This window comes from Nocardia sp. NPDC058244, from assembly GCF_042882065.1.
GTDB lineage: Bacteria > Actinomycetota > Actinomycetes > Mycobacteriales > Mycobacteriaceae > Nocardia.
Map to the genome: position 1 here is coordinate 738114 of NZ_JBHVWX010000002.1, position 13243 is coordinate 751356.

6 protein-coding genes are annotated in these 13243 nt (G+C 69.6%); 3 read left to right on the forward strand and 3 right to left on the reverse strand.

Annotation, left to right across the window (positions count from 1 at the left end):
* Nucleotides 1-139: 139 nt before the first annotated feature.
* Both ACFVW6_RS09675 and gltB read right to left on the reverse strand, forming a co-directional pair.
* Nucleotides 140-1609, reverse strand: coding sequence for a glutamate synthase subunit beta (locus tag ACFVW6_RS09675; RefSeq protein ID WP_365009399.1), 1470 nt, complete (start codon nucleotides 1607-1609; stop codon nucleotides 140-142).
* A complete protein-coding gene (gene gltB / locus ACFVW6_RS09680) occupies nucleotides 1602-6254 on the reverse strand; it encodes a glutamate synthase large subunit (RefSeq protein ID WP_378824594.1) in 4653 nt (1550 codons plus the stop codon). Before gltB ends, ACFVW6_RS09675 begins: the two co-directional genes overlap by 8 nt.
* 948 nt (nucleotides 6255-7202) lie before the next feature.
* Here gltB and ACFVW6_RS09685 point away from each other — a divergent pair.
* Complete coding sequence (locus ACFVW6_RS09685; protein ID WP_378824592.1) at nucleotides 7203-9035, forward strand: DUF4407 domain-containing protein; 1833 nt, start codon at nucleotides 7203-7205, stop codon at nucleotides 9033-9035.
* Nucleotides 9036-9187: 152 nt separating this feature from the next.
* On the opposite strand, the gene ACFVW6_RS09690 is transcribed toward ACFVW6_RS09685, so the two are convergent.
* Nucleotides 9188-10705 (reverse strand): MFS transporter, encoded by a 1518-nt coding sequence (locus tag ACFVW6_RS09690; protein WP_378824590.1) that lies wholly within the window; start codon nucleotides 10703-10705, stop codon nucleotides 9188-9190.
* An 81-nt stretch (nucleotides 10706-10786) separates the two neighbouring features.
* Here ACFVW6_RS09690 and ACFVW6_RS09695 point away from each other — a divergent pair, with 81 nt between their 5' ends.
* Complete coding sequence (locus ACFVW6_RS09695; protein WP_378824588.1) at nucleotides 10787-11332, forward strand: TetR/AcrR family transcriptional regulator; 546 nt, start codon at nucleotides 10787-10789, stop codon at nucleotides 11330-11332.
* Nucleotides 11333-11508: 176 nt separating this feature from the next.
* On the forward strand, nucleotides 11509-13113 hold the full coding sequence (locus tag ACFVW6_RS09700; protein ID WP_378824586.1) for an adenylate/guanylate cyclase domain-containing protein: 1605 nt from the start codon (nucleotides 11509-11511) through the stop codon (nucleotides 13111-13113).
* Nucleotides 13114-13243 lie beyond the last annotated feature (130 nt).

Consider the following 13243-nt stretch of genomic DNA (forward strand, 5'->3'; position numbering starts at 1 on the left):
GCACGCCTTTCGACGGCCCCGCCCCGGGCCGGTGCAGAACCGGAAGACGCTACCAGAGCTGCCCGGATAGCGAAATAGCCTGCGACACAACGACAAAGCGCCCGTGGACCGAGGTCCACGGGCGCTTCGAAGTAGCTGATCAGCGCTGGGCGACAGCCGTCGGCGGGATCGGCGCGGGCAGCGCGGTCTCGCCTTCCAGGAACTTGTCCACCGCCGAGGCCGCGGCGCGGCCCTCGGCGATCGCCCACACGATGAGCGACTGGCCACGGCCCATATCGCCGGCGACGAAGACGCCGGGGATGTTGGTGGCCCAGTTCTTGTCGCGCTGCACGTTGCCACGGCCGTCGTAACCGACGCCCAGGTCGGTCAGCAGGCCCGGCTTCTGCGGGCCGACGAAGCCCATGGCCAGCAGCACCAGGTCGGCCTCGAGGGTGAAGTCGGTGCCTTCGACCTTCTCGAACCGGCCGTTGGCCATCTTGACCTCGTGCGCCTCGAGCCCGGTGACCTTGCCGTCCTTGCCGACGAAACGCTCGGTGTTGACGGAGAACACGCGCTCGCCGCCCTCCTCGTGCGCCGAGGACACCCGGTACATGAGCGGGTAGGTCGGCCACGGGGTGGAACCGGCGCGCTCCTCCGGCGGACGCGGCATGATCTCGAACTGGTGGACGCTCTCGGCGCCGTGCCGGTGCGAGGTGCCGAGGCAGTCGGCGCCGGTGTCGCCACCACCGATGATGACGACCTTCTTGCCCTTCGCGTGGATGGGCGGCAGGCCGTTCTCGTCGGTGATGTCGTCGCCGAGCTGGACGCGGTTGGCCAGCGGCAGGAACTCCATCGCCTGGTGGATGCCGTCGAGCTCGCGGCCCGGGATCGGCAGGTCGCGGGCGATGGTCGCGCCACCGGCGAGGACGATCGCGTCGAACCGCTCACGCAGCTGCTCGGCGGTGATGTCCACACCCACGTTGACGCCCGCCTTGAAGATGGTGCCCTCGGCCTCCATCTGCGCCAGGCGGCGGTCGATGACCGACTTCTCCATCTTGAATTCCGGGATGCCGTAGCGCATCAGGCCGCCGATGCGGTCGTCGCGCTCGAACACGGTCACGGTGTGACCGGCCCGGGTGAGCTGCTGGGCGGCGGCCAGACCGGCCGGGCCCGAACCGACGACGGCGATCTTCTTGCCGGTCAGGCGGGTCGGGTACACCGGGGTGACCCAGCCCTCGTCGAAGGCGTTCTCGATGAGCTCGACCTCGACCTGCTTGATGGTGACCGGCTGCTGGTTGATGCCGAGCACGCAGGACGCCTCACACGGAGCCGGGCACAGGCGGCCGGTGAACTCCGGGAAGTTGTTGGTGGCGTGCAGGCGGTCGATGCCCTCGCGCCAGGCACCCTTGTACACCAGGTCGTTCCACTCGGGGATCAGGTTCCCCAGCGGACAGCCGTTGTGACAGAACGGGATACCACAGTCCATGCAGCGGCTGGCCTGCTTCTGCAGGGAGTCGTGCGAGAACTTGTCCTCGTAGACCTCTTTCCAGTCGAGCAGTCGCAGCTCGACCGGTCGGCGGGTCGGGAGTTCCCGAGAGGTGTGCTTCAAAAATCCCTGAGGATCAGCCACGAGCGGCCTCCATGATCGCTTCGTCCACGTCCTTGCCGCTCTTCTCAGCTTCGGAGATGGCGAGCAAAACCTTCTTGTATTCGCGGGGCATGACCTTCACGAAGTGGTTCACCTGCTGGGACCAATCGCTCAGGATGCGTTCGGCCACAGCCGAACCCGTTTCGTCGCGGTGGGTGGTGATGATGTCGCGCAGCCAGGTGAAGTCGTCACCGGAGAGCTGCTCGATCGCCTCCGCCTGATCCGGGCTCACGCGCGCGGGCAGCGTGCCCTCCGGGTCGTAGACGAACGCGACACCACCGGACATACCGGCGCCGAGGTTGCGGCCGGTGCCACCGAGGATCACCACGCGGCCACCGGTCATGTACTCGAGCGCGTGGTCGCCCACACCCTCGACGACCGCGGTGGCGCCGGAGTTACGGACGGCGAACCGCTCGCCCGCCACACCGTTGATCAGGATCCGGCCGCTGGTCGCGCCGAACATGATCACGTTGCCCGCGATGATGTTGTTCTCGGCGACGAAGCCCTCCGGCGCGGTGAGCGACGGGCGGACCACGATGTGACCACCGGACAGACCCTTGCCGACGTAGTCGTTGGCGTCACCCTGCACGCGCAGCGTGATGCCGGCCGGGACGAACGCGCCGAAGCTGTTGCCCGCCGAACCGTTGAAGGTGATGTCGATGGTGTTGTCGGGCAGGCCGGCGCCACCGTAGAGCTTGGTCACCTCGTGGCCGAGCATGGTGCCGACCGTGCGGTTCACGTTGGTGATCTTGGTTTCGATCTTGACCGCCTGGCCACGCTCGAGCGCGTCGGCGCTCTGCGCGATCAGCTCGTTGTCCAGCGCCTTGTCCAGACCGTGGTCCTGGGTGCCGGTGCAGCGGGTGTCCTGGTTCATGAACGCCGTCTCCGGCATGTCCAGAATCGGCGACAGGTCCAGCTTGGCGGCCTTGAAGTGCGCCTTGGCCTTGCTGGTGTCGAGCAGGTCGACCCGGCCGATGGCCTCGTCGAGCGTGCGGAAGCCCAGCTCGGCGAGCAGCTCACGCACCTCCTCGGCGATGAACAGCATGAAGTTCTCGACGAACTCCGGCTTGCCGGAGAAGCGCTCGCGCAGCACCGGGTTCTGGGTCGCGATGCCGACCGGGCAGGTGTCGAGGTGGCACACGCGCATCATGATGCAGCCCGAGACGACCAGCGGAGCGGTCGCGAAACCGAACTCCTCGGCGCCGAGCAGGGCGGCGATCATCACGTCGCGGCCGGTCTTCATCTGACCGTCGACCTGGACCACGATGCGGTCGCGCAGGCCGTTGAGCAGCAGGGTCTGCTGGGTCTCGGCCAGGCCGAGCTCCCAGGGGCCACCCGCGTGCTTGAGCGAGGTCAGCGGCGAGGCGCCGGTGCCGCCGTCGTGGCCCGAGATGAGCACGACGTCGGCGTGCGCCTTGGACACACCGGTGGCGACGGTGCCGACACCCGGCTCCGCGACGAGTTTCACGTGAATCCGCGCCTGCGGGTTCGCGTTCTTCAGGTCGTGGATCAGCTGCGCCAGGTCCTCGATCGAGTAGATGTCGTGGTGCGGCGGCGGGGAGATCAGGCCGACGCCCGGCGTGGAGTGCCGCACCTCGGCGACCCACGGGTACACCTTGTGCGCGGGCAGCTGGCCGCCCTCGCCCGGCTTGGCGCCCTGGGCCATCTTGATCTGGATGTCGGTGGCGTTGGTCAGGTAGTGCGCGGTGACGCCGAAGCGACCCGACGCGACCTGCTTGATCGCCGAACGACGCCAGTCGCCGTTCTCCTCGACCTCGAAGCGGGCCGGGCTCTCGCCGCCCTCACCGGAGTTCGAGCGGGCGCCCAGGCGGTTCATCGCGATCGCCAGGGTCTCGTGCGACTCGGCCGAGATGGAGCCGTAGCTCATCGCGCCGGTCGAGAACCGCTTGACGATCTCGGCGGCCGACTCGACCTCGTCGATCGAGATGGACTCGCGCTGACCGGTCTTGAACTTGAACAGGCCACGCAGCGCGGCCAGCCGCTCGGACTGGTCGTCGACCAGCTTGGTGTACTCCTTGAAGATCGAGTACTGACCGCTGCGGGTCGCGTGCTGGAGCTTGAACACCGTGTCCGGGTTGAACAGGTGGTACTCGCCCTCCCGCCGCCACTGGTACTCGCCGCCGACCTCGAGCTCGCGGTGCGCGCGCTCGTTGCGGTTCTCCAGGAACGCGGTGCGGTGGCGGATGGCCACCTCTTCGGCGATCTCGTCCAGGCCGATGCCGCCCAGCGGCGAGCGCAGGCCGGTGAAGTACTCGTCGACCAGGTCCTGGGCCAGGCCGATGACCTGGTACAGCTGGGCGCCGTTGTAGGAGGCGAGGGTGGAGATGCCCATCTTGGACATCACCTTGAGCACGCCGTTGCTGGCCGCGGTGCAGTAGTTCGCGACGGCCTTGCGGTAGTCGGCGGCCAGGTCACCGGTCGAGCCCGGGATCTGCAGCGAGCCGCGCTCGAGCATGTCCTCGATGGTCTCGAAGGCCATGTACGGGTTGATCGCGGCCGCGCCGAAGCCGACCAGCATCGCCATGTGGTGCACCTCGCGGGCGTCACCGGCCTCGACGACCAGGCCGACCATGGTGCGGGTGCGCTCGCGCACCAGGTGGTGGTGCACCGAGGAGGTGAGCAGCAGCGACGGGATCGGCGCCAGCTTCTCGTTGGACTCGCGGTCGGACAGCACGATGATCCGCGCGCCGCCGTCGATGGCCGCCGACACCTGGGTGTTGATCGCGGCCAGTGCTAGTCGCATGCCCTCGCCGCCCTCGGCGACCGGGTACAGACCGCGCACGACCACCGAGCGCAGCTCGGCGTGGCTGCCGTCGTCGTTGATGTGGACCAGCTTGGACAGCTCGTCGTTGTCGAGGATCGGCTGCTCGAGCGCGATCTGCTTGCACGACTCGGGGCCGGGGTGCAGCAGGTCGGCCTCGGGACCGATGTTGCGCTTGAGGCTGGTGACGACCTTCTCCCGGATGGCGTCCAGCGGCGGGTTGGTGACCTGCGCGAACAGCTGGGAGAAGTAGTCGAACAGCAGGCGCGACCGGTTCGACAGCACCGCGATCGGGGTGTCGGTACCCATCGAACCCAGTGCCTCGCCGCCGGTCTTGGCCATCGGCGTGATCAGCAGGTTCAGGTCCTCGGTGGTGTAGCCGAAGATCTGCTGACGGATCAGCACGCGGTCGTGCGACATGTGCACGTGCGGGCGGTCGGGCAGGTCTGCCAGGCGGCTCACGCCGGCGTCGAGCCACTCCTGGTACGGCTGCGCGGCGGCCAGCTCGGACTTGAGCTCGTCGTCGGTGACGATGCGGCCCGCCTCGGTGTCGACCAGGAACATCTTGCCCGGCTGCAGGCGGATCTTCTGGACCACGGTGGAGGGGTCGATGTCGAGGACGCCGACCTCGGAGGCGAGCACGACCAGGCCGTCCTCGGTCACCCAGATGCGACCGGGGCGCAGGCCGTTGCGGTCGAGCACGGCGCCGATCTTCTTGCCGTCGGAGAAGCAGACGGCGGCGGGGCCGTCCCAGGGCTCCATCAGCATGGAGTGGTACTCGTAGAACGCCCGCCGCTGCGGGTCCATGTTCTCGTTGCGTTCCCAGGCCTCGGGAATCATCATCAGGATCGCGTGGTGCAAGTCACGGCCACCGAGGTGCAGCAGTTCCAGCACCTCGTCGAAGCGCGCGGTGTCACTCGCACCCGGCGTACAGACGGGGAAGATCTTCTGCAGGCGGTTCTTGCCCGCCTCGTCCTTGCCGAACACGTCCGAACGCAGCAGCGCCTCACGCGCGCGCATCCAGTTCTCGTTACCGGTGACGGTGTTGATCTCACCGTTGTGGGCGACCCGGCGGAACGGGTGCGCCAGCGGCCACGAGGGGAAGGTGTTGGTGGAGAAGCGCGAGTGCACGATGCCGATGGCCGACTCGACGCGCTCGTCCTGCAGGTCCAGGTAGAACGCGCGCAGCTGCGGCGTGGTGAACATGCCCTTGTAGATGAAGGTCTCGCCGGACAGGCTCGGGAAGTACACCGATTCCTTGCCGACGGAGCCCTCGCCGGAGCCGGACTTGCCGAGCTCGTGCTCGATCCGCTTGCGGATCACGTAGGCGCGACGCTCCAGATCCAGGCCGGAGAGCTGCTCGGCCGAGTTCTTGGGCGAGCCGATGAACAGCTGCCGGAAGGTCGGCATCGCGTCGCGGGCCAGCGCGCCGAGCGAGGACTCCTCGATCGGCACCTCACGCCAGCCGAGCACCGCGAGGCCCTCTTCGACGACGATCTTCTCGACACCGTAGGCGGCACGCGATGCCTCGCGGCGGGACTGCGGCAGGAAGGCGATACCGGAGGCGTAGGAGCCGACCGGAGGCAACTCGAAGTCGACGACCGCGCGGAAGAACTTGTCCGGAAGCTGGATCAGGATGCCCGCGCCGTCGCCGGAGTTCGGCTCGGCACCGGCGGCACCGCGGTGCTCCAGGTTCAGCAGGGCCGTGATGGCCTTGTCGACGATGTCTCGACTGCGTCGTCCGTGCATGTCGGCGACGAACGCGACGCCGCAGGCGTCGTGCTCGAATGCCGGATCGTAGAGCCCGGTGACACCGGGTGACCTGTGGCCAGGAAGTTGCGTCATGCCTCTGCCTTCAAGAAAGTCGGCTGTCGATGAATCGGCCGCCCGTTGAGTTGGGCCCTTCGTCGTTTCGCCTCCGTCAAGACTGCGTCCGTACGATCCGAAACCAGCGGCGATGATGGTTTGCGGCGTGCAGTCACGTCTCCAGTTGTCCACCCGCTTCGTTGACGTAGTGGGTGCTCAGAGGTAACGGAACGCTTACACATCCCTTACCTCCGTGCGGGGTTCACCCGCTAGTCTTGGCCCGGTTTCACCGGACCCCGAAACAGGTGGTTGTGCCGAACAGGGGTGCGTTCGGCGTAAGAGCAAACGATAAGTCAGACCGCAGACCCAACCAACTAAGGTCGTGCTAAGAAACCTGTCTAGCTGGGGTTTGTAACGGCGGCATGCTTCGTCGCGCGCGTCGTCCAGTGTAAAGCAGAGCGGGGGCCGGATCGATCCCGAACAACCCGCGCCGACCTGCGCGAACACCGTGGCGGAGCAGGTCCGAAACACTTGTTGGCACCGGGCCGAAAGCTGAACTCACCTGCACCGCAGCAGAATTCCCAGACAATGCGCAGGTCAAACCTGCGCGCTCCGCTAACCGGGACAGAACCGGTGAGATATTTCCGACAGCGGCTCCGACGTGGCATCGCAGCCATCCGACCGTACGGTCTGTATCACGATTGTGCGACACAGCACACTGCTGGCTAATTCTGGAACAGTGGCGTTCGCCACAAAGGGGCCTCTACCAACCGGTAGGTACGGATCGCCGGGGTCGACACGCCGAGATGGCCTGGGCATGTGACCCACACCGTCGGCTCGCGACGATGCCGGGGCCCTACTACTGTGAGGCTGACCACAAGGGGGTCCTCGACACTCGGTGTGTCGGGTCGCTGCCTGTCACGCTGACACAACGAATCCATGACAGTTTCGCCATGCCCAGTGGAGCGCACGACCCGGGAGAACCCAATGACCGGCACACTCACCTGGCTCGGCGGAGGCCTCGCCTCGCCCCGGCGCCGGGATCCCGAAACGGGCTCCGACCTGGCCTACAACCATGAACAGGGCGGCTACGTCGTCACCGGTGCCGCCGTGCTGCTGTTCGCCGCGGTCGCGGGCATCGTCACCGCAGCCGCCCTCGCCGCCGCCGACGGGATCGGCGCGTTCGCCGTCGTCGCGCTCGCGCTGGTCGTCGCCGTGGCCGCCGCCGCGCTCGGGCGCGCGCTGGCCACCACCCGGCCCGGCGCCGCCGACCGGGTCGGCACCGCCGCGCGGATCGGTGTCGGCGTGCTGGCCGGCGTGCTCGTCGCCGAGCTGGCCTCGACCGTGCTGCTCGGCGGCACCGTCGACCGGGAGCTGGACGTGCGGGCGCAGGCGAGCGCCGAGCAGGCGCCGGGCGTCGTCGCCGCGCGGACCGAGTTCGACCGGGCGAGCGCCGACCGCGCCGCGCTGGACGTGAGCATCGCCGAGGCGCAGGCAGATATCGACCGCGCGCTGGTCATCGCCCGGTGCGAATACAACCCGACACCGGAGTGCCCGCAGACCAGGATCACCGGCGTCCCCGGCCGCGGGCCCGAGGCCCAGACCGCCAACGACATGCTCGACGACTCCCGGAAACAGCTCGCCGCCGCGCAGGCCCGCACCGACCAGCTCGACCAGCGGGTCCGCACCGAGACCGCCGAGCTGGCCGCCGCCCGCGCCACCGCGTTCGCCGAGGCCGACCGTGGACTCGGCGCCCGCTGGCTGGCCATGAACGGCTACACCACCGACCACGCCGGGGCCGCCGCGCTGCGCGTGCTCATCCTGCTGGCCGGTGTCCTGCTCGCCCTGCTTCCCCTGCTGCTGCGCTGGTGGCGGGGGGAGACCTCGCTGGACCGCCGGGTCGATGCCGAAGAGGTCGCCGACCGGGCCCAGCGCGAGGCCGACGCCGCGATCGCGGTGAAGCGGGCCGAGGTGCGCACCGAGGCGGCCGCCCTGCGCGCCGACCACGAACTCACCGCGGCGCGCCTGGCCATCGAGGCCGACACCGTCATCGATCGCGAACGTCAGCGCACCAGGATCATCGCCGCCATCGGCGGTTTCGAGCTCGGGATCACCGAGCCGCATCGAAAGGACGACTCCGTGGCTCTGGAGCCGAACGTCTCCCACCAGCAGCTGCCCGCCGGGTACCTGCCCAACGCGCTGCCCGCGGGCGCGCCGCAGGCCGGTGCGCTGGTCCCCGCCCAGCCGGTGGTCGCCGCCGCGCCCGCGCAGGCGCCGACCGGGGGCGGCGGACTCGAGCTGCCGATCATCGGCACCGTGCCGTTCACCGACACCGCCGCCCGCTGGATCCGCCCGCTGGTGCCCTCGTTCGTCGCCAACGCGATCGACTCGGCCACGCACCCGCTGCGCACCGCGCGGCAGGCGTTCGAGGAGGTCGAGGAGGTCACCTTCACGCTGCGCCGCAGCCGCAAGGTCACCGTCGACACCCAGGACTCGCAGGCACAGCAGCAGATGATGGTGCCGCCCGGCTACCAGCTGCCGGGTCAGCCCGCGCAGGGCTACCTGCCCGCGGGCTACCCGCAACAGGGTGCGCCGCAGTACAACCCGTACGCCCAGCAGATCGCCTCGACCGTTGTCGACGCGCCGTCGACCCGGTATCACCCGGACCCGCGCCAGTACCAGGCCGCGCCGAACTACACGGCTCTTCCCGCAGGTCAGGGCAACACCCTGCCGACCGCCGACGGCTACGGGGAGCTGCCCGGCGGTAACGCCAACGAGCTCCCCGGCGGCGGTCAGCGTCAGCTGCCGCCCGCTCGCTGATCCACGGGTCGGCGACGAGGGCCTCGCCGAAGTCGCCGCCGATTCCCTTTGCGGCCATCCGACCGACCCCACCGCCATCGACGACGCGGCCGAGGCGATCCGGCGAAAGCAAGCCGCCGTGGGGCCGGATCGATACCGGCCCCACGGCGTACTCAGGCGCGGGTGTTCTTCGTGCGTACCGCGCTGTAGGCGGCGAACAGCAGCACCGCGACGATGCCGAGCACCGTCAGGTGGATACCGCTGACGAACGCCTGGTGCGCCGAGGACAGGAACTCCTGCGCCACCGTCGCCGGGAGCTCACGGGCGACCTCGACCGCGCCGCTGAGCGAACCGGACGCCGTCGCCACCGCGTCGTCCGGCAGCAGTGACAGGTCGAGACCACGGCGGAAGATCGCCATCACGGTGCTGCCCAGCAGGGCGACGCCGAGCGCGAGACCGGTCTCGTAGGCGGTCTCCGAGATCGCCGCCGCCGCACCGGCGCGCTCCGCCGGCGCCGAGCCGACGACCAGGTCGGCGGCCACCGTCATGGCCACACCGGCGCCGAGGCCGATGCCGACGAAACCGAGCACGAACGCCTCGGCGCCGCTGACCACGTCGACCAGCAGGAAGGCGGCCGTGCCGAGCGCCGTCGTCACCAGCGCACCGGCCAGCACGACCGCGGCGCGCCAGCGCCGCACCAGCCACGCCGCGGCCAGCGAGCCGAACACGCTGGCCGCGAGTCCGGGCAGCATCAGCAGACCCGCCTCCAGCGGCGAGCGCCCGAGCACCAGCTGCAGGTACTGCGAGCCGAAGAACAGCACACCGGCCAGCGCGAACACCGCGAGCAGGTTGGTGAACACCGCGACCCGGAACCGGGGCAGCGCGAACAGCCGCAGATCCAGCATCGGGTCGGCCAGGCGACGCTGCCTGCGCACGAACAGCACGCCCGCGATCACACCGGCCAGGCCGACCAGCAGCGGGCCCACCGCCGGGCCGTGCGCGGCGGTCTCCTTCACCGCGTAGACCACCGGGACCAGCGCCAGCATCGACAGCACCGCGCTGAGCGCGTCGAACCGGCCCGGATTCGGGTCCCGCGATTCGGGGATGAGCACCGGCGCGAGCACCAGCAGCACCAGCATCACCGGCAGGTTCACCAGGAACACCGAGCCCCACCAGAAGTGCTCGAGCAGCCAGCCGCCGACCAGCGGACCGGCCGCGGCGCCACCGCCCGCCATCGCGCTCCACACGCCGATCGCCAGGGTGCGCTGCCGCGCGTCCTGGAACATCGAGCGGATCAGGCCCAGCGTGGCGGGCATCAGCGTGGCACCGGCGACACCCTGCAGCACGCGGGCCGCGATGAGCATCTCGGGCGAGACCGCCCAGGCGGCCAGCGCCGAGGCGATGCCGAAGCCGACGGCGCCGATCAGCAGCAGCCTGCGCCTGCCGATCCGGTCGCCGAGGTTGCCCATCACGACCAGCAGGCCGGCGAGCACGAAGGAGTAGACGTCGATGATCCAGAGCAGCTGCGGTGTGCTCGGTGCCAGGTCGGCGCTGATCGCGGGCACGGCCAGGTCGAGCACGGTGGCGTCCACGGCGAGCAGCAGCAGGGCGAGAGCCAGCACACCGAGGCCGGCCCACTCGCGCGCGGTGGCGCGCGGCGGAGCCGAGGCGGTGGTGACGGGGGTGTTCATCGGTTTCTCGACTTTCTGAGTTGGTAAACCGTCCAGACGGTACAGTAACAGAGAAACCGTCCAGACGGTACAGTGATCGCCGTGAGCCCCGGCACCCGCGACCGCATCCTCGACGCCCTGGAGACCCTGCTGCTCGAACGCGGCACGGCCCAGATGACCCTCGACAACGTCGCCGCCGCGGCGGGCGTATCCAAGGGCGGGCTGCTCTATCACTTCCGGAGCAAGGACGCCCTGCTCGTCGGCCTGGTCGAACGACTCGGTGAACGCGCCCACACCCAGCTCGCGGAGACGCGGGCGGGCGGCACCCCGGTCGCCGAGTGGTACCTGCAGACACCCGACCCCACCGCCGAGGCCGACGCCGTCGAACTCGCGCTGTACCGCTCACTGCTGGCGACCATGCGCACCATCGACGCCTCAGCGGGCAGCGAGCCCGACGAGGTGCAGACCGCCCTCGACGGCGTGATGACCGCCTGGTCGGACGGCCTGGACGAGGAGGTGGACGACCCCGTCCGCGCCGACACCATCCGCCTGGTCGGCGACGGGGTCTACCTGCGCGCCCTGCTCGGCCTGCCGCAGCTCGACCCCGCCCGCTACCACGCCGTCGTCGACCGGCTGCTCGAGCGCTGAGTACACATTTTCAGTGGACATATGTACTCCGAAACGAAATCGGCGGGCGCGGAACGCACACGATGCCGTATCGCGGCGGAAAACAGACCACTGACTGGTCATATAGCCGACACCATCGGTCAGTGACCTGGGCTACACATTGCCGCGACGCTCGATACTCGGTTTACAGTGCGTGAGTGATCCACAGCAACGGACCGAAGGGCGCGGCGCCGTGGGGCTCACCGCTGCTCGGTCCGGTCGAGGAGAAGTCGTCCATCCGGCGCGTCCGTGTGCAACTGCTGCTGACCGTGCCGTTGCTCGTGGCCAACCTGATCGGCATCGCGATGATCGTGGTGCTCGCCGGCTTCGTGCTGCCCGGCCCGACCGTCTTCACCAGACAACTGCTGCTGATCAACGCCGTCTTCACGCCGCTGTGCGCGGTCGTCGCGCTGGCCGTCGGCACCGTGTGGGGCACCGTGGCGGGCTTGCGCACCATGCGCTGGGCCACCGACCCCGACCACGTGCCGACCCCGCCCGAGCAGCGCGTCGCGGTCTCGGCGCCGCGCTGGATGGTGTTGCAGCAGGCGGCGCTGTGGTCGCTGGCGCTGGTCACGCTGACGATCGTCTACGGCGTCGCCGATCCGGCGCTGATCCCCAAGGTCGTGCTGTCGATCGGCGCGGCGGGCATCGTGGTGTGCGCCAACAGCTATCTGATCGTGGAATTCGCGCTGCGGCCGGTGACCGCGCGGGTGCTCCAGGCCGACCCGCACCGCCGCCGCGGCATCGGCGTGTTCGGCCGGACCATGCTGTCGTGGCTGGTCGGCGTCGGTATCCCGGTGGCGCTGTCGATGATCGTCGCGGTGTGGGCGCTGGCCGATCCCGCGGTGAGCAAGGCCAGGCTGGCGGTCTGCGTGCTCAGTCTCGGCGGTTCGGCGCTGCTGTTCGGGATGCTGCTGATGGCCCAGGTCGTCGCGGCGACGGTCGCCCCGATCAAGGGGGTGCGTCAGGCGCTGCGCCGGGTGGAGGACGGCGATCTCGACACCGAGGTCACCCTCTACGACGGCACCGAACTCGGTGACCTGCAGAGCGGTTTCAACCGGATGGTGCACGGCCTGCGCGAGCGCGCGCTGATCGAGGACCTGTTCGGCAAGCACGTCGGCCACGATGTCGCGATGGCCGCGATCGCCTCCCAGCCGGTGCTCGGCGGCACCGAGACCGAGGCCGCCGCCCTGTTCATCGACATCATCGGCTCGACGACCATGGCCGCCACCCGGCCCGCCCCCGAGATCGTCGGCATCCTCAACCGCTTCTTCGACATCGTCGTCGACGAGGTGGAGCGGCACGGCGGCCTGCTCAACAAGTTCGAGGGCGACGCCGCCCTCGCCGTCTTCGGCACCCCCGCTCCCCTGCCCGACCTGGCCGGCTCGGCCCTGTCCTGCGGCCGCGCCATCCAGCGCAGGCTGCGCGACGCCTCCGACCTCGACGCGGGCATCGGCGTCGCCGCGGGCCGGGTCGTCGCGGGCAATGTCGGCACGCACAACCGCTACGAGTTCACCGTCATCGGCGACGCCGTCAACGAGGCGGCCCGCCTGTGCGAGCTGTCCAAGAACTACGACGAACGCCTCCTCAGCTCGGCCACCACCCTCGCCCGCGCCGCCGAATCCGAGACCGCCCACTGGAACCTGGGCGACACCGTCACCCTGCGCGGCCGACTGACCCCCACGCACCTCGCCGTCCCCAAGCTCTCGGCGCACACCACGGACCCGACGACCGCGACCGCCCAGTCGACCGAGTTGCACTGAGTCGGCCCGAACGCCGACCACCACGCCCCGACCTCGAGGGGGGGCAGGCCGACGCAGTCGGCCGTCGCGGCCGTCCCGCCGATCAGGCGCCGTTGCGTAGGCGACGAAGGAGCAAGCAACGGTGCCTGAT

Bases quoted from the DNA above. Each gene is read 5' to 3' on its own strand.
- gltB (WP_378824594.1), bottom strand. From the start codon at position 6,254: ATGACGCAACTTCCTGGCCACAGGTCACCCGGTGTCACCGGGCTCTAC.
- ACFVW6_RS09685 (WP_378824592.1), top strand. From the start codon at position 7,203: ATGACCGGCACACTCACCTGGCTCGGCGGAGGCCTCGCCTCGCCCCGG.
- ACFVW6_RS09690 (WP_378824590.1), bottom strand. From the start codon at position 10,705: ATGAACACCCCCGTCACCACCGCCTCGGCTCCGCCGCGCGCCACCGCG.